Annotated in this window: 25 protein-coding genes; 14 read left to right on the top strand and 11 right to left on the bottom strand. The window is 62.2% G+C overall.

The window, feature by feature from the left end; all coding sequences use genetic code 11:
* Positions 1 to 48 precede the first annotated feature (48 nt).
* Positions 49 to 1,182 carry a glycosyltransferase gene (locus tag IEV58_RS12030; protein WP_188409958.1) on the bottom strand — a complete coding sequence of 378 codons (1,134 nt, stop codon included), beginning with the start codon at positions 1,180 to 1,182 and terminating at the stop codon, positions 49 to 51.
* 3 nt (positions 1,183 to 1,185) lie between these two features.
* Positions 1,186 to 1,731, bottom strand: a complete 546-nt coding sequence (locus IEV58_RS12025; protein WP_188409957.1) for a polysaccharide biosynthesis/export family protein — start codon at positions 1,729 to 1,731, stop codon at positions 1,186 to 1,188.
* A 152-nt stretch (positions 1,732 to 1,883) separates the two neighbouring features.
* Here IEV58_RS12025 and IEV58_RS12020 point away from each other — a divergent pair, with 152 nt between their 5' ends.
* Entirely contained in the window at positions 1,884 to 4,013 is a 2,130-nt protein-coding gene (locus tag IEV58_RS12020; RefSeq protein ID WP_188409956.1) for a GumC family protein, read from the top strand.
* Between the two features lie 20 nt (positions 4,014 to 4,033).
* Here IEV58_RS12020 and IEV58_RS12015 read toward each other — a convergent pair whose 3' ends face one another.
* Positions 4,034 to 5,230, bottom strand: coding sequence for a GNAT family N-acetyltransferase (locus IEV58_RS12015; RefSeq protein WP_188409955.1), 1,197 nt, complete (start codon positions 5,228 to 5,230; stop codon positions 4,034 to 4,036).
* 166 nt (positions 5,231 to 5,396) lie between these two features.
* Here IEV58_RS12015 and IEV58_RS12010 point away from each other — a divergent pair, with 166 nt between their 5' ends.
* Complete coding sequence (locus IEV58_RS12010) at positions 5,397 to 6,434, top strand: polysaccharide deacetylase family protein (RefSeq protein ID WP_188409954.1); 1,038 nt, start codon at positions 5,397 to 5,399, stop codon at positions 6,432 to 6,434.
* Positions 6,435 to 6,437: 3 nt separating this feature from the next.
* On the opposite strand, the gene IEV58_RS12005 is transcribed toward IEV58_RS12010, so the two are convergent.
* Entirely contained in the window at positions 6,438 to 6,653 is a 216-nt protein-coding gene (locus IEV58_RS12005) for a DUF2842 domain-containing protein (protein ID WP_188409953.1), read from the bottom strand.
* An 89-nt stretch (positions 6,654 to 6,742) separates the two neighbouring features.
* Between IEV58_RS12005 and IEV58_RS12000 the strand changes: the two genes are divergently transcribed.
* Positions 6,743 to 7,843: a COX15/CtaA family protein gene (locus IEV58_RS12000; RefSeq protein WP_188409952.1), complete on the top strand. Its 1,101-nt coding sequence runs from the start codon at positions 6,743 to 6,745 to the stop codon at positions 7,841 to 7,843.
* Between the two features lie 5 nt (positions 7,844 to 7,848).
* On the opposite strand, the gene IEV58_RS11995 is transcribed toward IEV58_RS12000, so the two are convergent.
* From IEV58_RS11995 to IEV58_RS11985, 3 genes are all read right to left on the bottom strand, one after another.
* Positions 7,849 to 8,163, bottom strand: coding sequence for a helix-turn-helix domain-containing protein (locus IEV58_RS11995; protein WP_188409951.1), 315 nt, complete (start codon positions 8,161 to 8,163; stop codon positions 7,849 to 7,851).
* 105 nt (positions 8,164 to 8,268) lie between these two features.
* The gene (locus tag IEV58_RS11990; protein ID WP_188409950.1) at positions 8,269 to 9,555 is read right to left on the bottom strand and encodes an O-acetylhomoserine aminocarboxypropyltransferase; all 1,287 of its coding nucleotides are present in this window, start codon (positions 9,553 to 9,555) and stop codon (positions 8,269 to 8,271) included.
* Between the two features lie 64 nt (positions 9,556 to 9,619).
* On the bottom strand, positions 9,620 to 10,156 hold the full coding sequence (locus tag IEV58_RS11985; RefSeq protein WP_188409949.1) for a CoA-binding protein: 537 nt from the start codon (positions 10,154 to 10,156) through the stop codon (positions 9,620 to 9,622).
* Positions 10,157 to 10,307: 151 nt separating this feature from the next.
* Between IEV58_RS11985 and IEV58_RS11980 the strand changes: the two genes are divergently transcribed.
* The 10 genes from IEV58_RS11980 to IEV58_RS11935 all read left to right on the top strand — a co-directional run bounded on the left by IEV58_RS11980 (position 10,308) and on the right by IEV58_RS11935 (position 20,262).
* Positions 10,308 to 10,991 carry an outer membrane protein gene (locus tag IEV58_RS11980; RefSeq protein ID WP_188409948.1) on the top strand — a complete coding sequence of 228 codons (684 nt, stop codon included), beginning with the start codon at positions 10,308 to 10,310 and terminating at the stop codon, positions 10,989 to 10,991.
* A 278-nt stretch (positions 10,992 to 11,269) separates the two neighbouring features.
* A complete protein-coding gene (gene rplM / locus IEV58_RS11975) occupies positions 11,270 to 11,731 on the top strand; it encodes a 50S ribosomal protein L13 (protein ID WP_188409947.1) in 462 nt (153 codons plus the stop codon).
* Positions 11,732 to 11,733: 2 nt separating this feature from the next.
* Positions 11,734 to 12,219 carry a 30S ribosomal protein S9 gene (rpsI, locus tag IEV58_RS11970; RefSeq protein WP_188409946.1) on the top strand — a complete coding sequence of 162 codons (486 nt, stop codon included), beginning with the start codon at positions 11,734 to 11,736 and terminating at the stop codon, positions 12,217 to 12,219.
* 105 nt (positions 12,220 to 12,324) lie between these two features.
* A complete protein-coding gene (gene speB, locus IEV58_RS11965) occupies positions 12,325 to 13,305 on the top strand; it encodes an agmatinase (RefSeq protein ID WP_188409945.1) in 981 nt (326 codons plus the stop codon).
* A 157-nt stretch (positions 13,306 to 13,462) separates the two neighbouring features.
* A complete protein-coding gene (locus tag IEV58_RS11960; protein WP_188409944.1) occupies positions 13,463 to 14,233 on the top strand; it encodes an IclR family transcriptional regulator in 771 nt (256 codons plus the stop codon).
* A complete protein-coding gene (locus IEV58_RS11955; protein WP_229729385.1) occupies positions 14,230 to 15,336 on the top strand; it encodes an ABC transporter substrate-binding protein in 1,107 nt (368 codons plus the stop codon). The genes IEV58_RS11960 and IEV58_RS11955 overlap by 4 nt, the downstream gene beginning before the upstream one ends.
* Positions 15,337 to 15,415: 79 nt before the next feature.
* Positions 15,416 to 17,134, top strand: coding sequence for an ABC transporter permease (locus IEV58_RS11950; RefSeq protein ID WP_188409943.1), 1,719 nt, complete (start codon positions 15,416 to 15,418; stop codon positions 17,132 to 17,134).
* Positions 17,127 to 18,203, top strand: a complete 1,077-nt coding sequence (locus tag IEV58_RS11945; protein WP_188409942.1) for an ABC transporter ATP-binding protein — start codon at positions 17,127 to 17,129, stop codon at positions 18,201 to 18,203. The genes IEV58_RS11950 and IEV58_RS11945 overlap by 8 nt, the downstream gene beginning before the upstream one ends.
* An 8-nt stretch (positions 18,204 to 18,211) precedes the next feature.
* Positions 18,212 to 19,426, top strand: a complete 1,215-nt coding sequence (locus IEV58_RS11940; protein WP_188409941.1) for a CaiB/BaiF CoA transferase family protein — start codon at positions 18,212 to 18,214, stop codon at positions 19,424 to 19,426.
* The gene (locus IEV58_RS11935) at positions 19,423 to 20,262 is read left to right on the top strand and encodes an HpcH/HpaI aldolase/citrate lyase family protein (protein ID WP_188409940.1); all 840 of its coding nucleotides are present in this window, start codon (positions 19,423 to 19,425) and stop codon (positions 20,260 to 20,262) included. The genes IEV58_RS11940 and IEV58_RS11935 overlap by 4 nt, the downstream gene beginning before the upstream one ends.
* Before the next feature lie 76 nt (positions 20,263 to 20,338).
* Here IEV58_RS11935 and IEV58_RS11930 read toward each other — a convergent pair whose 3' ends face one another.
* Together IEV58_RS11930 and IEV58_RS11925 are read right to left on the bottom strand one after the other, a co-directional pair.
* Positions 20,339 to 21,889 carry an AMP-binding protein gene (locus IEV58_RS11930; RefSeq protein WP_188409939.1) on the bottom strand — a complete coding sequence of 517 codons (1,551 nt, stop codon included), beginning with the start codon at positions 21,887 to 21,889 and terminating at the stop codon, positions 20,339 to 20,341.
* Positions 21,886 to 23,727, bottom strand: a complete 1,842-nt coding sequence (locus IEV58_RS11925) for an extracellular solute-binding protein (RefSeq protein ID WP_229729384.1) — start codon at positions 23,725 to 23,727, stop codon at positions 21,886 to 21,888. Before IEV58_RS11925 ends, IEV58_RS11930 begins: the two co-directional genes overlap by 4 nt.
* 210 nt (positions 23,728 to 23,937) lie before the next feature.
* On the opposite strand from IEV58_RS11925, the gene IEV58_RS11920 reads away from it, so the two are divergent.
* Positions 23,938 to 24,708, top strand: a complete 771-nt coding sequence (locus tag IEV58_RS11920) for an invasion associated locus B family protein (RefSeq protein ID WP_188409938.1) — start codon at positions 23,938 to 23,940, stop codon at positions 24,706 to 24,708.
* A gap of 56 nt (positions 24,709 to 24,764) precedes the next feature.
* Here the strand turns inward: IEV58_RS11920 and hspQ are convergent, their stop codons facing one another.
* Together hspQ and IEV58_RS11910 are read right to left on the bottom strand one after the other, a co-directional pair.
* Positions 24,765 to 25,094 carry a heat shock protein HspQ gene (gene hspQ / locus IEV58_RS11915; protein WP_188409937.1) on the bottom strand — a complete coding sequence of 110 codons (330 nt, stop codon included), beginning with the start codon at positions 25,092 to 25,094 and terminating at the stop codon, positions 24,765 to 24,767.
* Positions 25,095 to 25,166: 72 nt separating this feature from the next.
* Positions 25,167 to 26,141 carry a lysophospholipid acyltransferase family protein gene (locus IEV58_RS11910; protein WP_188409936.1) on the bottom strand — a complete coding sequence of 325 codons (975 nt, stop codon included), beginning with the start codon at positions 26,139 to 26,141 and terminating at the stop codon, positions 25,167 to 25,169.
* Between the last annotated feature and the right edge of the window lie 4 nt (positions 26,142 to 26,145).

Here is a 26,145-nt window from a genome sequence, read left to right as displayed (position 1 = left end):
TTCTGCGGAATGCATTGGGAACTCAGGAGTAAAAAGCTCATTCGCATTTTATGTATCGAACCCATGCGTTCGGGCCTCGTCATAGAACGAGGTGATCCCCGTCGCCATGGCAGCCACGGAAAACCGGTCGCGAATGGCGTCGGAGAGGTCTTTGGCGGCCGCGAGAGTGCTGGCGCCGCCGTCAATCTTGGATCCTAACGCGGCAGCGAGTGCGTTGACGTCGGACGGGAGAACAAGATTGTTCTCGGGAAGGATTTCCGGGATGCCGCCGACCTTGCTGGCAACCACTGGCTTGGCGGCGGCGACCGCCTCCAGCACGACGTAGGGGAGGGCCTCCGCTCGCGAGGGCACCGCCATGATCCGCCCGAGCCGAAAGGCGTCGAGTGCCGGCATGGGAGCATGAACTGTGATCCGGTCTTCAAGTCCGCGGGTTGCGATGCGCTCGACGAAGGCATCCCGATCCGGCCCGCCACCAACGATGGCCGCGGTTACCACGCGCTCCTTGTTCAGGACGGCGAGGGCGTCGATCAGCACGTCGACGCCTTTGAGTTGCCGGAGTTCTCCGAGGAACAGCACATCCGCGGCTGTCACTGAGAGGTCGCAAGGAATGAAGTCGTCTTGGTGCAGTCCGTTATAGACCTGACGCACCGCGCAACGCGGCATTCCGACCTTGTTGTTGTAGGTGTCCTCTTCAAACCGGCTGACAAAGACGATGCCGTCGGTTGCCCGTTCCAGAAGGCGCTCCACGGTGAAGTAGAACCGCCCGGCCAGGCTTGAGGGATCATAGTGAAGACTGCCGCCATGCGCGGTGTAGAAACGTTTCACCCGACGACCGCGCCGATCCGCCAGCGAGGCGCCCAGGCGAGCGTAAACGCCCCCCTTTGCGCCGTGCCCGTGCACCACATCGGGTTTGATCCGGCGCAGGACACGGGCCACCTCGATCATGGCTTTCAGATCGCCAAGCCCGACGCGCCGGTCCATGGATATGCGGGTCACACCCAATGTGAGATCCTTTGCCAGCGCGTCAAGCCGCTCGCTGTCCCGCTGATTTCCAGTGTCGAGGTCGCAGACGAGACCGACCCTGTGCCCCAGGGAGGTCTGGGCTCGCGCCAGATCATCCACATGCCGCAGTACCCCGCCACGCGGCGCCCGAAGGACATGCAGGATCGACCGGGGTGGCATGGATCAGAACCAGCGTTCCCGCACGGTGATGCTGTCACCTGGCCGGATGGGCGTCGTGATCGGCACGGTGCCTCGCACCTCTTCGCCGCCGAGGCGCCGGGTAACGATCACGGAACTTTTCACGGCGCGCGGGGTGAAGCCGCCCGCGATCGCAACCGCTGTTTCAGCCGTCAAACCGGCGACGTAAGGATATTGGCCAGCCCGTGTCACCTCCCCCAGAATGAAGAAGGGCCGATAGGTTTCGATTTCGACCGAGACATCAGGTTCCCGGATGAAACCGTTGCGAAGGCGGGTTTCGATCGCTTTTTCAAGATGGGCGCCGGTAGATCCACGGGCGGGCACAGCACCGATGAGCGGCATGGCGATGTTGCCGGCCGGGTCGACGGTATAGTTGGCCGTGAGATTTGCCTGGCCAAACACCGTCACGCGCAACCGGTCGCCGGAATCGATGGTGTAGGGCGCGTCGGATGTGTCCAGCTCGAGGGATGCCTGCGGCGCGGCGCATCCGGCAAGAACAGCGGCAAGGAGAAGGCTGGTTATCCGAAACATGAGACGTAGCAGCATCCATGGATAAACGGACCTCACCGTTATCGTCGCATGGTTAATAAAGTCTTTGTGAGCGGCTTTGCCCGTTTCGACTCATTAACCTCGTCGAAACCATGTGAGGAGCACTTTCGCCTCAGTAATTCGTTGAGGCTCCAATGTCCTTCCGTGATTCTCCCGCGAGCGGCTATATCGCCGAGGCAACACCAGCCGGCGCGATCGATATCAATCGATTGCTGGCGGCGTTGTTGAGGCGCTGGGCCCGTCTTCTTGCCGCGGCAATCATCATTGGCGGCATCGTCTATCTTTGGGCCTCTTCGGTCACGCCGCTCTACAAGGCGGAATCGCGGGTTCTGGTCGACCATTCCGACAACTTCTTCACCCGGCCGGAAAATGCGCCGGAGCAGCGTGCGGAATACGACGAGCGGGCCATCAGCAGCCAGGTGCAGGTGATTCTGTCACGGGATTTGGCGCGCGATGTCGTTCGCTCGCTTGATCTTTCCAATCGGGCTGAGTTCGATCCTGTTGGAAACAGTGGCTCCGCCTTCAGTCGCCTTCTCGGTCTCTTCGGGCTTGTCAGCGATCCGTCGAGGCTTTCGTCGGAGGAGCGTGTACTTGACGCTTATTACAAGCGGCTTGTGGTTTATGCCGTTCAGGGCTCGAAAGTGATCGGGATCGAATTCACTTCGGCCGATCCGGAACTCGCGGCCGAAGTCGCCAATGCTGTCGCCGACAAATACATCGAACTCCAGCAATCGGTCCGGCAGTCCAGCACCCGTCAGGCGTCCGAATGGCTGCAGAACGAGATCGAGGGGCTGCGCGCCCGTGTGGTTGACGCAGAAGAAAGGGTCGAGCAGTTCCGCTCCGAGGCGGGCCTGTTCGCCGTTCCCAATAATTCCACGTTGAACACGCAGGAACTTGGTGAAATTAACACTCAACTGGTTGCGGCTCGTGCGGCGCAGGGCGAGGCTGAGGCCAAGGGCAACCTCATCCGCCAGGTGCTGAAATCGGGGCGCCCCATCGAGTCGCTTGACATCGCCAATACCGAGCTGATCCGCCGCTTGCTGGAGCAGCGTGTCAACCTCCAGGCTCAACTGGCGGGCGAACTGCGCACCCTTCTTCCGGGCCACCCGCGTATCAAGGAATTAAACGCGCAGATCGAGAACTTCGAATCTCAGATCCGGGTTGAGGCGGAGCGGATCGCGCGTGCTTTTGAAAATGAGTCGAAGCTCGCGGAAGCTCAGGTGACGGCGCTGACGGCGCGCATCAATGCTCAAAAGGAAACCGTGTCGAGTTCCAACGAGCAGGAGGTCCAGTTGCGCGCCCTTGAGCGCGAGGCGCGGGTTCAACGTGAACTTCTGGAGCAGTTCCTCGGGCGCTATCGTGCCGCCGATGCTCGCGAGGGGATGACCAATCTTCCGCCTGATGCCCGCGTGATCTCGCGCGCTGCGGCCCCGCTGGAACCGTACTTCCCCAAAGTCGTTCCGATGGTCCTGATCGCGGTGCTGGGAACCCTGTTTCTGGGCGTCGGTATCGTCATCGCTGGAGAACTGCTTCGTGCCGACGACAGCGAGGTGGCCATATCAAACTCGCGCAACGTGCCGGAGGTTTCCGGCGCCGTTCCGGTCTATGGGTCACTCGCTCACCGCAGCGGGACGTTCGATGCCGATCCCGGCACGATCGAAGCCGCTGACGCCAAAATCATCAGGGACATCGCCCAGCATCTGGCCGCTGTCGATCGAGGGGAGACCGCCCAGAGGATCCTGGTGACCACGGCCCTTCCGGACGTTGATGCCGGCCGGATCGCTTTGGAATTGTGCCGATCTCTCACCATGCACGACCGCAAGGCTATCGTCGTTGATGCCGGCGCGAACAGCGTGAGCTTGGCAGGCGCCATGATTGACAATGAAGTCGCTGGTCTCAGCGACCTTCTGACGGGAGCGGCCTCCTTCACCCAAGCGATCCATCGCGATCGCGATAGTGGCGTGCATATCATTCCCGCCGGTCAGGCAACTCTCGGTGATAAGTTTAGGTCCCGCATGAGCATCGTGACTGATGCCATTGGCTTTACTTATGATTTTGTCGTCCTTCTCGCATCTGTATCGGAGCAGGAGGACGAGCAGTCGTTCGCTGAGCAGTGCAACGCCGCCATTTTGGTCGCGACAGGGCAGGCCACCGATCCTGCAACCGTGACACTGCACAGCCGGCTGAACAATGTCGGCATAGATGATGTCGTGGTGCTGCTGATGCAGCCGGAGAGTGTCGCCAGCCGACGGTCAGCGGCCTGAGAGCGAGCGCGGCGACAGGATTAGCGGACCAGCAGCCGGCGAATGTGCTGCAGCCTGGCGAGCAGGGCGGGCCGTTGTTTGAGCCTGAACTTCAGGTCGCGCCATCCGTGCCATAGCCAGGAGACGATGGAGCCAAGCCCGGTATTCGCGATCACACCGTCGTAGACCTGCTGGATCTCCGGACAGTACTGCATCTTGTAAGAGGCTTCGCCGAGCCCAAGGTCAAAGGTTTGAAAGCCGCGCTCTCCACAATCCCCGATCAGGCGAAGGAGCAGGATATCTCCGGGGCTGTATCGGCGGGTCTGGCTGTCGAGGGCCATGGCGTTGACGGAGCCGGAAAAGCGGGGCCCGTGCTCGCAGCCGCCGTAGATGGCAACGACGCGATCACCGCTGGTCAAGGCATAGAGGACGAGCGCGGGCGACCCCGTTGTCAGGTGCTCCGTCGCACAGCGACGCATGAAGGCCTTCGTGCCCTCGTCGCGAAACACGTCGGGAATGCCGAGCTCCGCAAAGCGGTCGGCCTTCAGCTGGAAGAAGGCATCGAGGATCTTGGTGACCTCGGCCATGGTCGAGGCCCGAAAGAAGTTCAGGGGCGCGAGGCGGCCGAGCCCCCGTTCTTTCTGCCGATGTTTTTTAAGATGGCTGTGGCTTAGCCGTTCCGCCAGGTAATCGTCGAGCTTCGTGTGGAGGGCCGTCTTGAAGCCGAGAGTGGGCCCTTGGTGGGTCAGCATGGGTGCGAGCGGATTGGGGACGCCTTCCCACTCCATGGGCATGTTGTCCAGGATCAGAAGGTCAATCCCGGCCTTGCGGAGAGTTGAGACGATGGTGCTTCGCAGCACGTCGGGCCGCCACTCCGTCGCCGGGCCGGAAAGGATCGGAAACTTGAAGTTGGCGTGGTCTTCACCGACCACGACAGCAGCGCGGGCCGGGCCGATCTTTTTCAGGGTCAGCGGCAGCAGCAGGCGATCGCCCGTCTCGCTCTCAATCAGCAGAACAATCGGGTTGCGCCCTTGTGGCTCCTCGATTTCCTCGTTCCAGGCCGAGATCCACCGCCAGGTCTGATAGGGGCTGAGATGCCCGCGAGCTTCCGCTTCGCGCCACATGGGCGCGGCGTCGCGCCAAGGCAGGATACGAGATTTGGGGGGCGTTACCGGGGGGCGAGAGGAATCAGGCAATTGTGTCGCTGCCGTTTGGATGTCGGATGCGGAAAGGCTCATGGAAATTCTCGTCGCACGCATGGCCCCCGAGCGCGCTGGTAAAATCCTTATCAAGCAATCATCAACAAAACGTGCCGTATTATCGAAAAATCATCTGGTTTATCGACGCTCACGGTGAGCACCGGGGTTCAAACGCAGCGCGTGCTGCTTCAGGAGACGTTCCGCCTTGCGAACACGTTTGATCGCTTCGGCCCTGGATCTGATGCACGCCAGCGGACTGGCGAAGGCGGCGGAACGGCACACGCGCGGGCAGGGCATCATTCTGACGATGCACCATGTGCTTCCCGACAGGATTGATCCCTTCCAGCCCAACAAGCTTCTTGCCATCACGCCGCAGTTCCTGGAGCACGCCATTCTGACTCTTCGCCGCAAGGGCTACGATATCGTGACCTTGGATGAAGCCGCCGACCGCATGATCTCGGGTCGAGAAAGTCGCTCTTTCGCGGTGCTCACCTTCGACGACGCCTATCGCGATGTCCGCGACAATGCCCTGCCGGTGCTGCGGCGCCATGCCTGCCCAGCCACGATCTTCGTCGTCTCTTCCTTCGCGGCAGGCCGCGGGTTCATGTGGTGGCGGGCGCTGGAAGCGGCTCTTGCCAGCCAGGCCCTGGTCCGGATCGATCTCGGGCAGGGCGAGGAGGCGATCCCGACAGCAACCGCTGAAGAGAAGAACCGCGCCTGGAGCCATATTTATTGGCGTCTCAGAGGAGGCGAGGAGGAGCGCCTTCGGGCTGTGGTCGCCATGCTGGCGGCTCAGGCCGGATACGACTGCGAGAGCGATTGTAAGGCGGTATGCCTGAGTTGGCAGGAACTGCGCGAGCTTGCCGCCGATCCGCTGATTACCATAGGAGCGCACACGGTGCGCCATTACATGTTGGCGAAGTGGCCGGAGGATGTAGCGCGCGCCGAAATCGCCGATAATCGCGCCGACATCGAGCGTGAACTGGGCCTCTCTGTCGATCACCTTGCCTATCCCGTGGGCGATCCAGCCTCTGCTGGCACCCGCGAATTTGCCATTGCAACGGAGCTCGGTTTCCGCACGGCCGTGACCACGCGGCCTGACCATCTCCGTCCACGGCACAGGGCGCAGTTGACCTCCTTGCCGCGGGTTTCGTTGAATGGACTGTTCCAGAGCCAGCGCCATCTGGACGTCTTGCTCTCCGGGCTGCCCTTCGCCCTCCGCAATGCCGTAAAAGGGAGCTGAAGCCTACTCCGCATCATCCGGCTTTTTTTCCATCCAGCGGATGACGACCATGGCGGGCAGGACCCAGCCCATGCCGGCGACGACATAGTAGATCAGCTGCCACATGCGCGCTGCATCCTTTATCCGTCCCTGCGCCAGCGCCATGAAGAACAGCGCCCAGACGATGACGATCGTCACCAGCAGTATCATTCCGATCAGTTTCCTGAGGCGAGGCGGCATGAAGAGGGCTCCCGTGAAGCGGCGAGCGGTCGCGTGGACGCGTTCCGCGGGGCGCTTTATGTGTCCGCATGAACCGGACATCAACCGTCATGACAACAGCTGTTTCTTCCACTGCCATCCCTGACCCGTGGCGCGGCCTGCGCATCTGGCTCTGGATCACATTGGCGCTGGTCGTTGTCATGATTACCATCGGCGGCGCAACACGCCTTACCGGCTCAGGTCTTTCCATCACCGAATGGCGCCCGGTGACGGGTGCCATACCGCCTCTGTCGCAGGGTGACTGGGTGGCTGAATTCGAAAAATATCGGCAGAGTTCGCAATATGAATTGCTGAACCAGGGCATGTCCCTGGGCGATTTCAAGTTCATCTACTGGTGGGAGTGGGGGCACAGACAGCTCGGCCGCCTGATCGGATTGGTCTATCTCGGCGGCTTTGTCTGGGCGGCGGCGACGCGCCGCGTCAGCCTACGCCAGGGTGTGACCCTTTTCGCCATGGGCCTGCTTCTCGGCATGCAGGGTGCTGTCGGATGGATCATGGTGGCGTCGGGGCTGGAGCCTGGCATGACCGCGGTGGCTCCCGTAAAGCTCACGCTGCACCTTGGGTTGGCATGTCTTTTCCTCGCGTCACTGGTGGTGGCGCTGGTGCGCTTTGGCGCCTTCTCTGGGGATGCCGCGCCGGCTTCAAGCGCCATGCGATGGGCGACGACGGGCCTCTTCATATTGATTTTCTGCCAGGTGCTGCTCGGCGGCCTGGTTGCTGGTTCGCGAGCCGGCATGACGTTCAACACCTGGCCCTTGATGGACGGACAGATCGTGCCGTCCACGAGCCTGCTGTTCGTCGTCCAGCCGTGGTGGGAAAACTTCATCGACAACCCGGCGCTGGTTCAATTCAATCACCGAATCGGCGCCTACCTGGTTCTCATTGCGGTGGTCTGGCACGCGCTGGCGTTGCGCAAGGGTGCGCCGGACATTCGCAGACGGGCGAGGGGGCTGATGCACATCGTGGCAACCCAGGTCATCCTTGGGATCGTCACGCTGCTGCATGTGGTGCCGCTGTCACTTGGATTGGCCCACCAGTTCCTAGCCGTCGTGTTGCTGATCTTCGCTGTTCGCCACGCGACGCTCACCTTCATGGGCGCGGGTCAGCGCACAAGCCAATCTCCAAGAGCTGCTGAGACCTTGCCGGCGTAGTAGCCCTACCTGGCGGCTTGCTCGATCGCGAGAATCTGTTCCAGCTCGCCAGCGCCCGGCAGGGCCTGCGCGTCTTCCCAAAGCTGCAAGGCTCCAAGCGGAAAGCGATACTGGGTGGCGAAGTCCGCGCGACTCATCTTCAGCTTTGCTCGTAGAGCACGCAGGCGCGTTGCAAGCTGGAAGCGCTGCGCGGTCTCGTCACGGGCATCGAAGTTCTGCGATTTCTGGCCGTCAGCCGGATCGACCGAACCCACTTTCCGGTGCGGCGGGAAAGCTGAATAGGCGCCGCCTGTCTTGCCGAACTCGATATCGGAACTCATGACCGTCTCCTTTGGACGAGCATGGCGAACGGCATGCTTAGCAATGCTAAGCGAAACAGGCACCGCCTGCAATTGTTGCAGGCGGTCCGATATGCGGGGTGGACGTCAGTTGGCGGAGAGAGCCTGATCGAGATCCGCGATGATGTCTTCCTTGTCCTCAAGGCCCACCGAGATGCGCACCACGTCAGGACCGGCGCCCGATATGGTTTTCTGCGCGTCGCTCAACTGCCGGTGGGTGGTCGAGGCGGGATGGATGATCAGCGAGCGGGTATCGCCGATATTGGCAAGATGCGAGAACAACTGCACCTCGGAGACGAGCTTGACGCCCGCATCATAGCCACCCTTGACGCCGAAGGTGAAAACCGCACCGGCGCCTTTGGGCACATATTTGAGTGCGAGGTTGTGGTAGCGGTCGCCCGGCAGGCCCGGGTAGCTCACCCAGTCGATCTGAGGATGGTTCGACAGGAATTCGGCGACCGCCTGTGCGTTGTCGCAGTGACGTTGCATGCGCAGGGGCAGGGTCTCGATCCCGGTCAGCAGCATGAAGGCGTTGAACGGCGACAGGGCTGGACCGAAGTCGCGCAGCCCGAGGACACGGCAGGCGATGGCGAAGGCGAAATTGCCGAAGGTCTCGTGCAGCACGATGCCCTGATATTCCGGGCGGGGTTCCGACAGCATGGGATAGCGGCCATCGCGCGACCAGTTGAACGTTCCGCAGTCGACGATCACGCCACCGATGGAGTTGCCGTGGCCGCCGAGAAACTTTGTTGCCGAATGGACGATGATATCAGCGCCATGCTCGATGGGACGGCACAGGTAAGGCGTCGCCATGGTGTTGTCGACGATCAACGGCACGCCGGCCCGCTTGGCGATGGCCGAGATGGCATCGAGGTCGAGGATAACGCCGCCAGGATTGGCGACGGATTCGACGAAGATGGCCTTGGTCTTGGGTGAGATCGCCTTCTCAAAGCTCGAGATATCGTCGGGGTCGGCCCAGACCACATTCCAGTTGAAGTTCTTGTAGGCGTGATTGAACTGGTTGATCGAGCCGCCGTAGAGCTTGCGCGACGCCACGAATTCATCGCCCGGCTGCATCAGTGTGTGCATGACCAGGAACTGGGCGGCGTGACCGGAGGCGACGGCCAGACCGGCGGTGCCGCCTTCCAGGGCGGCCACACGTTCTTCGAGAACCGCGTTCGTGGGATTTCCGAGCCGCGAATAGATATTGCCGAAGGTCTGCAGCCCGAACAGCGCGGCGGCATGATCCACATCATCGAAGACGAAGGAGGTCGTCTGATAGATCGGCGTCGCGCGCGCGCCGGTCGTCGGATCGGGCTGCGCACCGGCATGAATCGCCAGGGTCGAGAAACCAGGAAGGCGCTCGTCGGACATCAAAAACTCCCTATCTGCAATCCGCGCCGCCGTAAGATCGTGCCGCGGCCAATCGATGATCCGCTTACTTATCGTTTCTTGCCGGGCTTATCGAGAGCCGTTGAACACCGCCCGTCTGCCGTTGCGGGCGTTTGGCGGAAATCATGCGGGAATTGACGCCGACCCAGCTGATCTCCTTCGACAGGCGGCCGTACTCGATCTTCGGGCAGCGGTTCATCACCACCTTGAGCCCCGCGGCCTCGGCCAATGCTGCCGCCTCATCATTGCGAATGCCGAGCTGCATCCAGATCACGCCGGGGCGCGGCGACAGGGCGAGGGCCTCCTCCACGATGCCGGGCGCATATTCAGGAGCGCGGAAGATATCGACCATATCGATCGGCTCGGGAACATCGGCGAGTCGTGCATAAACAGGCCGCCCGAAAATCTCTTTGCCGGCATGGCCGGGATTGATCGGATGGACCCGATATCCCTTCTCGGTCAGATAGCGGACCACAAAGAAGGAGGGCCGAACCTCCTTGGGGCTAGCGCCAACAATTGCCACCGACTTAACGGTGTTCAGGATGCCGCGAATATAGCCGTCGGAATAAAAATCATGGTTCATGAAAGGTTAAGCTCTGTTGCAAATCCACATCAGTCCTGCCGCCATGTGTGGCAAAGTCTCTTTCCCATGCAAGATTTTGTTGCGGAGGGCTGAGTCGAGGCGTAAGCCGGTTGCACACGAATTCGCCAATATATGACTGGGGTTTCAGCAAATGGCTATCTTCACTTCTACCCGCGCTATCGCGCTCGCAGCTTTCGGCGTTGTCGCAATGACCGGTGCTGCTTCCGCTGCCGACCTTCCGGCCGTGCAGCCCTACGTTGCCGCAGCTCCCGTTGCCTTCAACTGGACCGGCTTCTACCTCGGTGCCCAGGTCGGCTACGGCTGGGGCGAGGCTGGACTTGAGGACTTCGCAGGCGACTATGACGTCGACGGCTTCAATGTCGGCCTCTACGGCGGTTACAACCATCAGTTCGTCAACAACGTGGTCGTCGGCCTTGAAGCTGACATCAACTACAACGATGCAGATGGCGACATCGGCCTCGCTGGCGTTGCATTCTCCTCGACCGAATTCAACTGGGATGGTGCTGTCCGCGCTCGGCTCGGCTACGCCTTCGACCGCGTCCTCGTGTACGTCGCCGGTGGTGTTGCTTTCGCTGACATCGACCTCACCAACACCGTTCTCGGAGTTACTGTAACCGACTCCGACACCACCGTTGGTTGGACCATTGGTGCTGGCGTTGAAGCTGCTGTCACCGAACAGATCGCTGTCCGCGCTGAATATCGCTACACCAACTATGACGACATCGACACCGGCTTCGTCGATCTTGCCGGCGCAGACATCGACGGCGAACTCGACAACCACAAGATCATGGTCGGCGTGTCCTACAAGTTCTGATCTTCCGATCAGTGACTGCATCAAGGGCGCGATCTTCGGATCGCGCCTTTTTTGTTTCTGAATGTCGTTTCTTGGCGCTATCACAACAGATACAGGCCATAGCGAAGGGGTATCTAAATACCCTTTTTATAAACCATTGAAATAACTTGTTTTTCCGCTGTTAGTTGATGTTGACCCCGTGCCGCGCCTTCGGTAAATAACTGCCACTCGCTGCCGCGGCCTTTCCGCGGCGGTTTTCGTTTTGGCGCTGCGGCGCCTCAGCAAGACGGACAGGTTCCATGAAGTCCTATGTGGCCAAGCCTGCCGATGTCGAAAAGAAGTGGGTCTTGATCGATGCCAGCGGCCTTGTGGTCGGCCGGCTTGCTTCGGTCATCGCATTGCGTCTGCGCGGCAAGCATCTGCCGACCTTTACGCCCCACGTCGACACCGGTGACAACATCATCGTCATCAATGCCGAGAAGGTCGTCTTCACCGGCAACAAGCGCGCTGCCAAGCCCTATTACTGGCACACCGGTTATCCCGGTGGCATCAAGGAGCGTCGCGCGGGCCAGATCCTCGACGGCCGGTTTCCGAACCGGGTCATCGAGAAGGCCGTTGAGCGCATGCTTCCCCGCGGTCCGCTCGGCCGCCAGCAGCTCGGCAATCTTCGCGTCTACGCTGGCGCATCCCATCCCCATGAGGCGCAGCAGCCCGAGACGCTCGACGTCGGCGCGCTGAACCCCAAGAACATCCGGAACTGATCATGTCGGACAATTTGCAGTCTCTCGATCAGCTCGGCGGCGCCCTTGGCCAGACAGCCAGCGCGGAAACCTCGCCGACCTACGTTCAGAAGCTCGATGCCCAGGGCCGCGCCTATGCGACCGGCAAGCGTAAGGACGCTGTCGCCCGCGTCTGGATCAAGCCGGGCAAGGGCACCGTCACCATTAACGGCCGCGCGGTTGAAGTCTACTTCGCCCGCCCGGTGCTGCGCATGATCCTTCAGCAGCCGCTTGAGATCGCCAACCGCAAGGACCAGTACGACATCACCGTGTCGGTCGCCGGCGGCGGTCTCTCCGGCCAGGCAGGCGCCGTTCGTCACGGCCTTTCCAAGGCGCTGACCAACTTCGAGCCCGAGCTTCGCGCCGTGCTCAAGAAGGAAGGCTTCCTGACCCGTGACAGCCGCGTGGTTGAGCGTAAGAAGTACGGCCGCGCCAAGGCTCGCCGCAGCTTCCAGTTCTCCAAGCGCTGAGCTTGTCGCATTCGAATGCCAAAAAGCGGGCTTTGCGGCCCGCTTTTTTCATGTGTTGCCTCTGGCGCCCGGCAGGATCATCCTGCGGGCGACCGGAGACTGACCATGAATGATGATCCTGCACATCCGCGACCAGTGGATCGCGCCCTTGATCTAGAGTTTCGCTATGGCCAGTCGACTGAGCCCAATTATTCAGGGGCGGTCTCGTTTCTGAGGCGGCCCTACCGTTCGGCCAGCGATGCAGACGTCGCCGTCTGGGGCGTCCCCTTGGATGTCGCCGTATCCAATCGCCCTGGTACGCGATTCGGTCCACGCGCAATTCGCGAAGCATCGACCATCCTTGATGGTGATCCGATCTATCCATTCGGGGTCGACGCCTTTGCGGAGATGGCGGTGGTCGATACGGGCGACGCCGCTTTCGATCACGGCCGGCCGGAGGAAATCCCGGCGGCCATCGAGGCGCAGGCCCGGGAAAGGCTGCGCTCCGGTACGCAACTGGTGACCCTGGGCGGCGATCACTTCATCACGTACCCCATCTTGCGGGCGCTTGTGGCAAGGCTAGGTACCCCCATTGCTCTCATCCATTTTGACGCTCATCAGGATACCTGGCCCGACGACGGCGACCGGATCGATCACGGCACCTTCGTCCGCCGCGTGGTGCGTGAGGGATTGATCATTCCGGAGAGATCAATCCAGATCGGCATTCGAACGCATGCGCCGGAGGACCTTGGCATCGCCCGAGTGGACGGCTTTGAATTCGACGAGCTTGGCGCGCTTGCTGCCGCAAGCCGGATTCTTGGCCATGTGAAGGATGCACCTGCCTACATCACCTTCGACATCGATGCGCTCGATCCTGCGTTCGCGCCTGGCACCGGCACCCCGGTGTGTGGTGGACTGTCGACGCGCGAGGCCCAGGCCTGCCTCATGTCCCTGGGTTCGCTCGACTTGAAGGGCTTTGATATCGTCGAAGTCTCGCCGCCCTATGATCATGCCGGGATAACATCTCTCGCGGGAGCCATGCTCGCGCAGACCTACCTCAGCCTTCTCGCCGCCCGAAAAGCCAACGGTCAGTCGATCGCCGTCTGAGGCGAACCTCCGATCTTGCGGATCAGTCGACGGCCATCTTCCTCCACATCCTCCCTCTGCCGGTTCAGCCACCGTTGACAGCTCTTTCGCTGACCAGTAAGTTTTAAATAATGAATACGTTCAAAATATTGAACGGAACGGCTTGGGAGGGCCGGAAGTGAGCGGAAGAGGCTCTGAACGCATTCTCGATTTGCTGGAATGGCTGGCTGAGCGATCGAACGCGGCCGGTCTGGCTGATTCCGCCCAGGCGCTTTCCATACCCAAGAGCAGCGCGCTGCTTCTGCTGCGCATCCTGGTGGAGCGGGGCTATGTCCGGCGGCTGCCGGATGGTCGCTATCTTCTCGTGCGGTTGCCGGGTGAGCGGATCGGCGGGCAGGGCACCTGGACTACGCTCCTGCGCCTTGCCGAGCCCTTGCTCCATAACGCCGTGGAGCGGTCGGGAGAGAGCGTCTTCATCGCTGTGCTGGAAGGCGACCGCATTCGTTATCTCAACAAGCTCTTGCCCGATGTCGAGATCCGCTATGACCGCGATATCGGGCCAGCCAGGTGGGTCCATCAGGTCTCCAGCGGCATTGTGCTCCTCTCCTGTCTGGCAGAAGAGGAGGCCGCTCGGCGCCTCGACAATCTCGGCCTTGCAGGGAGCGAGCGGCGTCAGGTTGAAGCTCTCATCGCCCAGGCCCGGCGCGATGGCTTCTATTTCAATGCAGAAGGCGTTGTGGAGGGGGCGGCAGGTATAGCAGCTCCCATTGTCGATGGCATGGGGCGTACCGTAGCGGCGCTTAACATCTCCGGACCGCAGCAGAGGATCCGGAGCAAGATCGCTGACGTCACCGGAGTCATCCTCGACGTCGCCAGCGGCATCTCAGCCGAGCTGGCAAAGCGCAGTCGTTCCAATCACCAAAACAGCTCTGGGAGGAGCAGCACATGAAGAAGCATCTTTTCGCCGGCGTCATGACGGCGGCAGCGGTATTGGCAGGCGCCGCATCGGCGCAGACGCCGTCCGTTCCGGAAGGCTACCCGGCCGATTACGCCAAGATCATCGAAGGTTCGCGTTCCGAGCAGGGCCTCGTGATCTATTCCAATATGGCCGACAACAACTGGCAGCCGGTGCTCGCGGGCTTCCGCGAAACCTATCCCTGGATCAAGGTGGAAACCCTCGACCTTGGCTCCGGCACCGTGCACTCGCGCTGGGAGGCTGAAGCCGGCTCCGGATCCCGCACCGCCGACATTCTCATCTCCGGCGCCAACGACCGCTGGGCGGCCTATGGCGGCGGCGACGGCAAGATGATGGACTACAAGAGCCCCGAGTTGGCCAAGCTTCCGGATTTCGCCAATCCCTATCCCGGCGTCATGACGCTTTCGACCGATCCTCTGGTCATCACTTACAACGCGACCCTGCTGCCGGAAGGTCAGCGTCCGACGGGCATGGCCTCCCTGGTGAAGCTTGTCACCGAGGACAAGTCGACCTTCGACGGCAAGATCACGACCTATGATGCGGCGCGCAACTCCTTCGGGCTTACCGCCTGGTGGGCCTATGTGAACAAGAAGGGCGATGAGGCCTGGAAGCAGCTTGCCGCCATCGGTCCTTCGATCCGCGGCGAAGTTTCCGGCGGCCCGATGAACGAAAAGATCGCCACGGGCGAATATGTCGCCGGCATCGCGGTGTCGGGCATCACGATCTTCCCGCGCCTGGAGCAGCCGGGCGGTGAGCTTCTCGGCTTCGCCTTCCCCGACGACGGCACCATCATGATGCAGCGTGGCATGGGCATTCCCGCCAAGGCCGCCAATCCGAACTCGGCCAAGTTGTTCGTCGACTACGTTCTGTCCAACAAGGGGCAGACCCTGATCGGTGAGGGAGGTCTCGTGCCTTACCGCGATGACGTCGATGAAGGATCGGTGCGCTACACCTATCAGGCCATCGAGAAGGAAGTCGGCAAGGACAATCTGATCATCGCCGGCTTCGACAAGGGGCTTATCGAAGAGGGGCCTGCCTTCATCGAAAAATGGAAAGCTGCCATGGCCGGCCGCTGAACCATCGCCTTTGACGTCGAGCGCCCGGGCACGAACCGGCCCGGGCGCTCAGACTTTTTATCCCGAAACGGATCAATCCATGACTGATATCGCCACCGACCAGGCCCCGGCGACCGGCTGGGACCGTTCGCGCCTCATTTTCTGGGGTGTGTCGCTTCTCACGACCGTGCTGGTCATCGGTCCGATCGCGCCGATCATCGCGCAGGCCTTTCTGGACAAGCCGCTGTACGCCGACGACGCCAATTACACGCTGGCGAACTTCAGCCGGCTGTTTGGTGACGCGGCGATCCTGCAGACCTTTCTGAACACGCTCTATTTTGGCGTGCTCACCATGGTGGTCGCGCAGCTCTTCGGCTCGGTCATGGCCGTCGTCATCGGGCGCACCAACCTGCCGGGTCGGAAGTGGATCGGCGAGATACTGATCTGGCCGCTGTTCGTTTCCAATCTCGTCATCGCTTTCGGCTGGCTGACGATGTACGGCCCATCCGGCTACATCTCGATCGCCATGCGCAACTGGTTCGGGTTTATTCCCTGGAACCTCTACTCGCTGACCGGAATGGGCATTGTGGCCGGCCTCAGCCAGGCGCCGCTTGCCTATCTCATGTGCCTCGGCGCTGTAACAAAGGCCGACGCGCAGCTTGAAGACGCCGCCCGTTCCACGGGTGCCGGTCCTTTCCGCGCGTTGTTCTCGGTGACGGTGCCGATGATGCGCCCCGCGATGATCTACTCGGCGGTGCTGAACTTTGTCGTCGGCATCGAAATGCTGGCCATCCCGCTCCTGTTTGGCGCGCCGGGCAGCATCAACACCGTCACCACGTTCCTCTACAACGTGGGCATCAATGCCGCTGTGCGGCCGGACTACGGCATCGTCGGCGCGGCAGCGCTGTTCCTCCTGATCATGGTCGCGGCGCTGGTGTGGCTGCAGGGCTTCCTGATGAAGGGCTCCGGCCGCTTCGTGACGGTGCGCGGCAAGGCCAGCCGGCCCGCCACCCTTGACCTCGGCGGCTGGCGCTGGGTCGCTTTCGCGGTAGTGGGAACCTACGTGCTCTTCAGCATCATCGTCGTCTTCACCGGCATTTTCATGCGGGCGGGCGTCAGCTTCCTGACGCCGCTGATTCCATTCTGGAAACTGCTCACGACGGCGAATTTCGAAACCGTCTTTGCCTCCGAGACTTACATTCGCTCCATCATCAACTCTGTGGTCATCGCCTTCTTCGGCGGGATCATCGGCACCTTCTTCGTGGCGGTGATCGCGCTCGTCGCGAGGCGTTCGGAGTTCCGCTTCGCGCGGCCGCTGGAGTATGTGGCGCTGTTCCCGCGCTCGCTGCCGGGCATCATCGCCGGTCTCGGCTTCTTCTATGCCGTCATCTGGGTGCCAGGGCTCGACCTCATTCGCGGCACGGTGATCGTGCTGATGCTCGCCTTCATCGTCCGCTACATCCCGGTCGGTTTCGGCGCCATTGCGCCGGCGCTCTCCCAGATAGGCGACGAACTCGACCGCGGCGCGCGCATCTCGGGCGCCGATTGGTGGACCACCGTGACGCAGATCATCCTGCCGATCCTGAAGCCGGCGCTGTTCTCGTCCTTCGCGCTCCTCTTCATCCACTTCTTCAAGGAATACGTGACGGCCGTGTTCCTCTATCAGCCGGGCTCGGAGATTCTTGGATCGACCATGCTGCAGCTCAGCGCCCAGGGCGATAATGGTCCGGTCGCCGCACTCGCCGCGATCCAGATCGTCATCACCGCCCTTTTTGTCATCATTGCCCGCCGCGTCCTTGGAGCTAAGATCTATGGCTGACCTCGTTCTCGACCGTCTCACCATCCGCTATGGCAAGGTGACCGCGGTCAACGACATCTCGCTCACCGTCGGTTCGGGCGAGTTCCTGACCTTTCTTGGTCCGTCCGGCTGCGGAAAATCAACGACGCTCTTCTCCATCGCCGGCCTGAATCACGCAACGTCGGGCACCATCCGCATCGGTGACACGGTTCTCTTTGACGGCGCCAAGGGCATTGCCGTCGCACCGGAGCGGCGGGATATCGGTCTCGTGTTCCAGAGCTATGCGCTTTGGCCCCACAAGACGGTGGCTGAAAACCTCGCCTTCCCGCTGAAGCTCCGCAAACTCGGCCGTGCCGAGCGCGACGAGCGCATCAAGGAAGCGCTCTCGCTGGTGGAAATGATGCCCTATGCCGAACGCTATCCCTTTGAGCTCTCCGGCGGGCAGCAGCAGCGTGTGGCGCTCGCCAGGGCGTTGGTTTACCGACCACGGCTGCTCCTGCTCGACGAGCCCTTGTCCAACCTCGATGCAAAGCTGCGCGAGCGGGCCCGGGTGTGGCTGCGTGAACTGCAGGAGCGCCTCAACGTGACCACGATCTATGTGACGCATGACCAGTCCGAGGCGCTTGCTGTCTCGGACCGCATCGCCGTCATGAGCATGGGGCATCTGCGCCAGCTCGGCACTCCAAAGGAAATTTACGAGAACCCGGCGGATGCCTTCGTGGCCGACTTCATCGGCTCGTCCAACTTCCTGTCCGCCCGGATGGTGGGCGAGGCCAACGGCCGCGCTACTGTGGCGCTTGGCGATGGTACGCAGTTGAGCGTGCCGAAGGGCACGGCCAGCCAGGATGGGAGCCTGGTCATCGCGGTGCGCCCGGAGCGCATCGAGCTTGTAAACGGTCCCGGCGAAAATGCCGTCAAGGTGGATGTCACCAGTGGCACCTACCTCGGCTCAGTATATCAATACGAGGTCGCCGGCGGCGGCTCCCGGTTCCGCATTCAGACGACCCATCCGGTGGAGCAGGGCGCGGCCTTCGTGCGCATCCCGCCGGAAGCCGCGGCCATCTTCGCCGCGGGCCCTGATGTGAAGTGAGGCAAAGCATGACGGACACCATCCGCTTCGACCCTGGTCTCCGGGGGCCGCTGTCGGGCGTGCGCGTTCTGGACCTGTCGCGTCTGGTTGCGGGCAATATGCTGTCGCTGCAACTGGCTGACTTTGGTGCAGATGTCATCAAGGTCGAAGCGCCGGCGGGCGATCCCTTGCGGGACTGGACCGACAACGGTGAGTCGCTGCACTGGAAAACCTATGCCCGCAACAAGCGCTCGGTGCTTCTCAACCTCCGCGAGGCGCAGGACATGGAAGCGCTGCTGGCCCTCGTTAGGACAGCGGACGTCTTCCTGGAAAACTTTCGTCCGGGAACCTTGGAGAAGATGGGCATCGCGCCCGACCGCCTTCTGGATATCAACCCTGATCTCATCGTGGTGAGGATTTCCGGTTTCGGACAGACCGGCCCCTATGCGCAATATCCCGGCTTCGGAACGCTGGTGGAAGCCATGAGCGGTTTCGCGACGCGGACCGGCTTTCCCGACCGCGAGCCGGTGCTGCCGCCGCTCGCCCTCGCCGACATGATCTCCGGCACCTTCGGCGCCCAGGCCGTCACCATGGCGCTGCTGGCGCGTGAGAAGGGAATGGCCAAGGGACAGGTGATCGATCTGTCGCTGCTGGAGCCGATGTATGCCTGCCTGGGGCCGGAGGCCGCCATCTACCGGGTGACCGGCAAGGTCAAGCAGCGCACCGGCAGCGCCTCCAATACGTCCTCGCCGCGAAACGTCTATCTCTGCCGCGATGGCAAATATGTCGCCCTGTCGGGATCGATGCAGGTCATCGCCATGCGCATGTTCGACATCATCGGCCGACCGGATATGAAGACGGACCCGCGCTTCGCCACCAATGCCCAACGCGTGAAGCATCGGGCGCTGGTGGATGAGGCTATGGGAGCATGGTTCGCCACCCGCGACCGCGAGGAGGCCCTGAAGATCATGCGCGAGGCCGGCGCCACGGTGGGCCCGGTCTATGATATCGCGGACATCGTCCAAGACCCGCACTTCCGCGAGCGCGGCGTGATCGTTGAGGTGGAGGACGCCGATCACGGCACCTTGCCCATGCACAATGTGCTGCCGCGCATGTCGGCGACGCCGGGCGGCATGCGCCGGCCGGCGCCCTCGCTGGGCGAGCATACCGCCGAGGTGCTGGCGGAAGTGGGGCTTACGCTTTCCGATGTAAAGCAGCCGAACATGGCGAGGCAGGACACATGATCCGCTCTCTTCTCTATATCCCCGCCTCTTCGGAGCGCTTCATCGAGAAGGCGCACACGCGCGGCGCCGATGCCATCGTCCTCGACCTCGAGGACGCGGTGGTGCCGGCGGAAAAGACACCGGCGCGCCAGCGACTGGAGATTTCCGTGCCACAGGTTGGGCAGGGCGGGGCGACAGTCTATGTCCGGGTGAACTCGGAAGAAGATCGATTGTTCGACGACGCCGAAGCCGCAGCGCGCGCTGGTGCCGGAGGCCTTTTGGTGCCGAAGACGGGTTCTGCGGAGATGCTCGCCGCCATCGCCCGGCGGCTGGAGCCGATTGAGCACCAGATGGGTAGGCAACCGCTCGACTTCGTGCCTCTGGTGGAGGACGCCGCGGCGCTGCTCGATGCCCGCTCCATCGCCCGGTTCGAGCGTGTCAGCGCCATGGCCCTGGGGTCAGAGGATCTTGCAACGTCCATGGGTGCCTTGCCAACGCCCGACGTGCTGCGCATGCCGAAGCTCCTTTTGCACTATGCAGCGAAAGCGGAGGGGCGCCGCTCTTACGGCATGCTGCGCTCCGTCGCCGATTATCGGGATACGGAAGGCCTGAAGGCCGCGGCTGCCGAGGCCAAGGCCTTCGGCTTCGATGGCTCCACCTGTATCCATCCCAGTGTGGTCCCCGTCCTCAACGAGGTCTTCGCCCCCTCGGCGGATGAGATCGCCTGGGCTGAAAAGGTGATCGCGGCCAATGCCGAGGCGGAGCGCAGCGGCACCGGCGCCTTTCTTCTCGACGGAAAGTTCATCGACGTGCCGATCGTCGAACGTGCCCGCCGCACTCTGGCGCAGCGGCGATGACAACTTGGCGGCGGCGGGTTCCACCGCCGCCGATCAAGTCACCCGTGGGCTACGCGTCAAGGTGAACGGAGTATCCTCAGGCGACGGCGGCAGCCGGCGGGGACTTGGTGGTTTCAGCCTTGCCGTGTTGTACCGGGGCATCGTCGCCGAGGCCGGTAAGGGCCGCGGTGAAGCCGGCCTCGCGCAGGCGCACAGCGTGTTTGCCCGCCCAAAGGCGTGATCCGAACATCCCGTCGGCGATGAACTTCGGATCGGCGGCACCGTCCAACGCCTCGCGGATCGCTTCGAGAGTCGAACGTGTGGGCAGTGAGATGCCGCCGATGGATGTCACGCCGCGCCGGCCAGGCGTTATGGCAAAGCACTCATTCCGCGGCTGCGCGCTCCATCCCATCGGATAAAAGCCCTCCGTCTCGCCCATGAGAGCGGCATCCTCCGGCTTCCTGCCGGGAAATTCACCGTCGGGCGCGATGGGTCCGCTGATTTCGAGGACACCATCCTCACGCAGCCGGGTCTCCGCCAGCAGCATGCCGTTCGGAGCTGCTTTCGACACGGGGATGCGTCCCGCGAGCAGGGTCCCGATGGGATGATCGCGCCGCCGCGACAGGAACCCGATTTCGCCGAAAGAGATAAATTCGGTCCGACTGAGCCCGGCAAGCGTTGTCCCCGGCACTTCGCAGGGATCGCGGCGGACGGCAGTGATGCCCCGCAATGGCGGGTGCGGTAGACGGCTGCTGCCGAGCGCATCGGCCACCAGCCCCGGAAGCACCACGTGAGCGGCGCCTGTCGCGGCGATCGCACCGGACAGAGCCTGCCCATTGAAGGTTTGATGCAGATACAGCCCCGCTCCCGAGAGGAGCGCGGTCATGACGCCAGTAGCAAGGCCGGCCAGGCTGGAGGCGGGGAGGGTGGTGACGATGGCGTCCTCTCCCTCGATCCGAGCCTCAACCAGATGGGCCATTCCAGCAACGATGAGCGTATTATGGCTGCGTGGAACAGGCACGAAACCGGCGGAGGTCGCGTCGAAGGTCACGACGGCGATATGATCTCCGGGGTTTCCATCGCGTGCATCGGGCGTGAGTTCCGGCCAGCTGTCGTCTTCCATGGCCTCGTGCAGGGCGAGAACCCCATCGGGCACATCCTCGCCGAAGGCACAAACGAAGCGCATGTCAAAATTTTCCGCGGCGGCGCGCGAGACGACGCCTGCGTGCGCCACCGGCCCGGACCTCACCACGGTGACGGCGGCGGCGGCGGCGGTCCGTTGCATGGCCCAGGACAACTCGCGCCGGCGCCAGGCGAGCGGCACGGGTGCCGCGATCATGCCGGCACGTATGATGCTCAGGAAAGCGATGATGCTCTCGACCGTATTCGGCAGTTGCAGCACCACGACGCTGTCGCCCTGCAACCCAAACCCGGCGAGGCATCGGGCGAATTTCTCGGTCTCCGCATTCAGTTCAGCCCATGTCAGCCGGCGCGGTGGACCGTCGGTGAAGACCGAGCGGTCTGGTGCATCGGCAAGAGCCAGCTGGTCACCTTTGGTGGCAGCAAGGCGTCGCAAGATCTGATCGATCGTCGCCCGGCCCGCGAAAGCGGTGTCATTCCCCGACGAGGGGCGTTGCTCAAGAATCATGGCGCCGGCTCCTTGTGCCACCACGTTTCGAATATGGGTCCGAACAGCGAATTGCGGATTGGATGATCGATTCGAGACCATCGCGCGAGCCATTGTTTCGGCGCATGGTAGAGGGGAACAGTGTAGAAGCCCGACAAGAGCACACGATCAAGCGCCCGAGTGGCGGTGACGAGGTTTTCCCGTGTTTCCGCACCGAGGATGGCCGCGATCATGGCATCGGCCGCAGGCTCATCTACGCCTGCATAGTTGCGGGATCCCGGCTGGTCCGCGGCCGCGCTGCTCCAATAGAGCGACTGCTCGTTGCCTGGCGACAAGGATGACAGCCAGAAGTAGACGGTCATATCGAATTCACGTTCGGCCAGGCGCCTCTCGAACTGCAGCGCGTCGATCAGCCTGACGGAGGCCATGATGCCCGCTCGCTCCAGTGATTTGGCATAGGCGAGGGCAACGCGTTCCTGATCTTTCGTTCGCACCATGATTTCGAAGGCAAAGCGCTTTCCGTCACGGCGGAGGGCGCCGTTTGACGGCGCCCAGCCCGCCTCGGCGAACAGGTTCAAGGCTCGTGCCAAGGCTCTTCTGTCGCGCCCGCTGCCATCACTGACGCTGGGCCGCCAGGTTCCGGCCAGGATATCATCCCGAACAACGCCTTCGAAGGGAGTCAGCAGGGCATTCTCCGCGGGAGAGGCGGGGCGACCGCTCGCCGTGAGTTCCGAGCCCTCGAAATAACTGCTGGTTCGGCTGTAGGCGCCGCCGAACAGATTGGCGTTCATCCATTCGAAGTCGAACAAGAGACCCAGGGCTTCGCGCACCCGCACGTCCGAAAAGAGCGGTCGGCGTGTGTTGAAGACGAATCCGTTCATGCCCTTGGGCGTACCGGTTTCCAGCTCCTCCATAACGACCTTGCCGTCACGCACACCAGGGAAATCATAACCGGACATCCACCGCCCGGGCTCTGTCTCTATCCGCAGGTCCACCAGGCCGCGTTTGAAAGCCTCGAACAAGGTGTTGGCATCGCGGTAGTAGTCATAGCGGATCTTGTCGAAGTTGTTGTGCCCACGCGTGGCCGCGTGATCCGCTGCCCAGTAGCGGGGATTGCGCGTTAGCGTCAGACTTTCTCCGCGTCGGACCTCATCGATGACATAGGGGCCGCTGCCCAGCAGCGGCTCCCACCCGCCGGCCTCGAAGGTCTCCGGATCCGTCACATGTTTCGCCAGGATCGGCATCATCCCCAGGATCAGAGGCAGCTCCCGATCCTCGGCGCCGGCGAGGTCGAAACGCACGGTTTTTTGATCAAGGGCCTCCGCTTTGGCGACCTTGCTGTAGTAAAGCCGATGATTGGGCCGGCCCTTGTTCTTGAGAAGCTGCCACGAAAACACGACGTCTTCCGCCGTGATGGAGCGGCCATCCGAAAACTGCGCCCGATCATCGATTCGAAATTCGACCCAGCTCCGATCTTTGGGAACCCGGATGCTCTCGGCGATCAGTCCATAGAGGGTGAAGGGCTCGTCGTAAGAGCGCGCCATCAGGCTTTCCACGACGTTTCCGCTCACGCCAAGAGCTGGCAGGCCTTGGATTACGAATGGATTGAGCGAATCAAACGTGCCTTGCACACCATAGACGATCTGGCCGCCTTTGGGCGCCCGCGGGTCTGCATAGGGAAAATGCTGGAAGATCGGTGGCAGGGCAGGCTCGCCATGCATGGCGATGGCATGAGAAGGCTGAACAGCCTCAGCTCCGCCCTCCTGTCCTGTGGAGGCAACAGGCGCTAACAGCAGCATCCCGCCCGCAACAGCAGGAACAATCAGCCGTTTCAGGGTCACGCCGTAGCGTCCGATCACAGGACAACTCCACCACGCGCGATTCGCGCCTTGCCAAAAGGTTAACACAAGGCGGCGTTTCGCTGGTGCTCGCGGACGTGCTATGCACACACCTCGATGCGGCGGGGCTTGTGCGAGGTCACGCTCATGCCGTATTTGGCGCTGAGACAGCGCAAAGCTGCGGCTGTGCAGAATGCCTGCCGGCTTTCTCTGACGACGAGGACAACGATTATGTTTGGTGACCGCACGGTGACATTTGCCGCGCCCCGCCGCGCCCTGACGCTGGCAGCACTGCTTGCGCTTGGCACAACTTCCGCCTTGGCGCAGAGCCCTGCTCCTGCACCCGCTCCGGCGCCCGCCAGTCCTGCTGCCCCGGCCGCCAATGCCGATGCGCCAAAAGTCGCGCCGGAATGGTTCAAGCTGTGCGGCGACGATCAGCGGACCAAGGCAAACGTCTGTGCCGTCCAGTCTTTCGCCCTCGCCGAAGCAGGCAATGTGGTTGCCGAGGTTCGCATTCTGGAAATCAAACAAGGGAAGGAGACCAAGCGCGCGTTGGAGGCGCTCATCCCGGTCGGCTTCCTGGTTCCACCCGGCGTGAACTTGGTGATCGATCAGAACAAGCCCGTTCCGGGCCGCTATCAGGTGTGCTTCCCCAACGGCTGCATCATCGAGGCGCAGATCAATGACGAGTTCATTGCTGGCCTCAAGAAGGGCTCGGACCTCACCGTGTTCGCGGCCAATCAGCAAGGCAATTGGGTCGGAGCGAAGGTGTCGCTCGCCGGCTTCACCAAGGTCTTCGATGGCGCTCCGGCCGATGCGAAGGCCTACGAGGAATGGCGAAAGAAGTTCGAAGCCTCTCAGGCCAGCGTTCAGCAGGACCTTCAGGCGGGCCTGATGAAGCGCGCGGAAGAGCAGCGCAAGAAGCTTCAGGAACAGCAGGGCGGCGGCGCAGCCCCCGCAAATGGCGGCTCGGGACAACCGGCGCCAAAACCAGCGAACTGACCGAAAACAAACGGGCGCCGAGGCGCCCGTTTTTTATTTCAGCCCAGCTTGCGCGGTTAGTGCAGAATGGGGTCGCGCTCCCGCAGAATGCCGTTCTCGTCCCGCTCGAAATATTCGTCGATCTCAGGATGACGCAACGGCTCGTCTGACGTGTCCGGAACAAGGTTCTGTTCGGACACATAGGCGACGTATTCGGTCTCGTCGTTTTCGGCGAACAGGTGGTAGAAGGGCTGGTCTTTTCTCGGACGCACTTCTTCTGGGATCGACAGCCACCATTCTTCGGTGTTGTCAAAAACAGGATCCACGTCGAACACCACGCCCCGGAAGGAATAGCGGCGGTGCCGAACGACCTGTCCGATCGAAAATTTGGCGTTGTGACATTTCATTGAATGGTTCTCGTCTGCTTTCGCTCAGATGTGGCGGGGCGGCGCTGAAATCAACTGGACGATAGCGCCGCATCAACCCCAGCGGCGGTGGGCCCACATCCATTGATCGGGTCGCTCGCGGATCCAGCGCTCGAAGGTGGCATGGATCGCGGCCGTCGCCGCGGCGATATCCGCGTCCTTGTCATCGGTTTGGGGAACCGGAATTTCCACGGCCTCGACCTCAAAATGCACCTTCTCTCCGCGCAGGGTGCGGGCCGCGAGCAATGGAACACCGAGGTGCCTGGCCACCATGGCTGGAAAAGTGTTGGAGGGGGCAGGGTGGCCAAAGAAGGGGACATCGATCCCCCGGACATGCCGCTGGTCGGCAAGCACACCAATGAGATTTCCCTCACGAACCCAGTCCATCAAACGGCCGGCCGCACCGGTGCCCTTGCTGTGAAGCCCTCCGAAATAAATGGGCTGACGCATCTTTATGACGGCTTGCTCGATCAGCGGATTAAGAACGCGCTGGTAGGCACCCGCCAGCTTGAAGCCCTGCGCCCCCGCGGGGCAACTGACCAGTTCCCAGTTGCCGTAATGCATCGAGACGACAACGCCTTGCCCGCCGGTTCTGTGGATCGGCTCCAAGGCCTGCTCGTCCGCAAGGCGGACCCGATCAGGATCCGCGATGATATGGTCCAGCAGGAGAGCTTCACCCATCACCTGCCCCAGATTATCCCACATACTGCGGGCGATGGTCTCCCGCTCCGCATCGCTTTTCTCCGGGAAGGCAAGGGCAAGGTGGCGAAGCGCCCGCGTGTGACGAGAGGTGTGGGGCGCGATATGCCGCCAGATAGCGCCGGACAGGCGTGACGATTGTTCCAGGCCGAGCATCCGCAGCAGCCCCCTTACTCCCAGAAAGCCGAGGTATTCCAGCCGATATCTGAGATCGCGCAGGGTTTTGCGCCACCCTTTGGGGTGGTGCTTGCGCAGATAGCGCTTGCGGGTTCTCCGCGCCGCAAGAGCGGCGGCATCCTCGCCAGTGGTGGGGTGGGGGTTCTGGTTCATCAAA

The organism is Agaricicola taiwanensis, from assembly GCF_014635245.1.
GTDB lineage: Bacteria > Pseudomonadota > Alphaproteobacteria > Rhizobiales > Methylopilaceae > Agaricicola > Agaricicola taiwanensis.
The sequence above is the reverse complement of the archived record's forward strand: the minus strand, read 5'-3'. Positions and strand labels throughout refer to the sequence as shown.

Excerpts from the sequence above, each read along its gene's own strand:
- IEV58_RS12030 (WP_188409958.1), bottom strand. The coding sequence starts at position 1,182 with ATGCCACCCCGGTCGATCCTGCATGTCCTTCGGGCGCCGCGTGGCGGG.
- IEV58_RS12025 (WP_188409957.1), bottom strand. The coding sequence starts at position 1,731 with ATGTTTCGGATAACCAGCCTTCTCCTTGCCGCTGTTCTTGCCGGATGC.
- IEV58_RS12020 (WP_188409956.1), top strand. The coding sequence starts at position 1,884 with ATGTCCTTCCGTGATTCTCCCGCGAGCGGCTATATCGCCGAGGCAACA.
- IEV58_RS12015 (WP_188409955.1), bottom strand. The coding sequence starts at position 5,230 with ATGAGCCTTTCCGCATCCGACATCCAAACGGCAGCGACACAATTGCCT.
- IEV58_RS12005 (WP_188409953.1), bottom strand. The coding sequence starts at position 6,653 with ATGCCGCCTCGCCTCAGGAAACTGATCGGAATGATACTGCTGGTGACG.
- IEV58_RS12000 (WP_188409952.1), top strand. The coding sequence starts at position 6,743 with ATGACAACAGCTGTTTCTTCCACTGCCATCCCTGACCCGTGGCGCGGC.
- IEV58_RS11995 (WP_188409951.1), bottom strand. The coding sequence starts at position 8,163 with ATGAGTTCCGATATCGAGTTCGGCAAGACAGGCGGCGCCTATTCAGCT.
- IEV58_RS11990 (WP_188409950.1), bottom strand. The coding sequence starts at position 9,555 with ATGTCCGACGAGCGCCTTCCTGGTTTCTCGACCCTGGCGATTCATGCC.
- IEV58_RS11985 (WP_188409949.1), bottom strand. The coding sequence starts at position 10,156 with ATGAACCATGATTTTTATTCCGACGGCTATATTCGCGGCATCCTGAAC.
- IEV58_RS11980 (WP_188409948.1), top strand. The coding sequence starts at position 10,308 with ATGGCTATCTTCACTTCTACCCGCGCTATCGCGCTCGCAGCTTTCGGC.
- rplM (WP_188409947.1), top strand. The coding sequence starts at position 11,270 with ATGAAGTCCTATGTGGCCAAGCCTGCCGATGTCGAAAAGAAGTGGGTC.
- rpsI (WP_188409946.1), top strand. The coding sequence starts at position 11,734 with ATGTCGGACAATTTGCAGTCTCTCGATCAGCTCGGCGGCGCCCTTGGC.
- speB (WP_188409945.1), top strand. The coding sequence starts at position 12,325 with ATGAATGATGATCCTGCACATCCGCGACCAGTGGATCGCGCCCTTGAT.
- IEV58_RS11955 (WP_229729385.1), top strand. The coding sequence starts at position 14,230 with ATGAAGAAGCATCTTTTCGCCGGCGTCATGACGGCGGCAGCGGTATTG.
- IEV58_RS11950 (WP_188409943.1), top strand. The coding sequence starts at position 15,416 with ATGACTGATATCGCCACCGACCAGGCCCCGGCGACCGGCTGGGACCGT.
- IEV58_RS11945 (WP_188409942.1), top strand. The coding sequence starts at position 17,127 with ATGGCTGACCTCGTTCTCGACCGTCTCACCATCCGCTATGGCAAGGTG.
- IEV58_RS11940 (WP_188409941.1), top strand. The coding sequence starts at position 18,212 with ATGACGGACACCATCCGCTTCGACCCTGGTCTCCGGGGGCCGCTGTCG.
- IEV58_RS11935 (WP_188409940.1), top strand. The coding sequence starts at position 19,423 with ATGATCCGCTCTCTTCTCTATATCCCCGCCTCTTCGGAGCGCTTCATC.
- IEV58_RS11930 (WP_188409939.1), bottom strand. The coding sequence starts at position 21,889 with ATGATTCTTGAGCAACGCCCCTCGTCGGGGAATGACACCGCTTTCGCG.
- IEV58_RS11920 (WP_188409938.1), top strand. The coding sequence starts at position 23,938 with ATGTTTGGTGACCGCACGGTGACATTTGCCGCGCCCCGCCGCGCCCTG.
- hspQ (WP_188409937.1), bottom strand. The coding sequence starts at position 25,094 with ATGAAATGTCACAACGCCAAATTTTCGATCGGACAGGTCGTTCGGCAC.
- IEV58_RS11910 (WP_188409936.1), bottom strand. The coding sequence starts at position 26,141 with ATGAACCAGAACCCCCACCCCACCACTGGCGAGGATGCCGCCGCTCTT.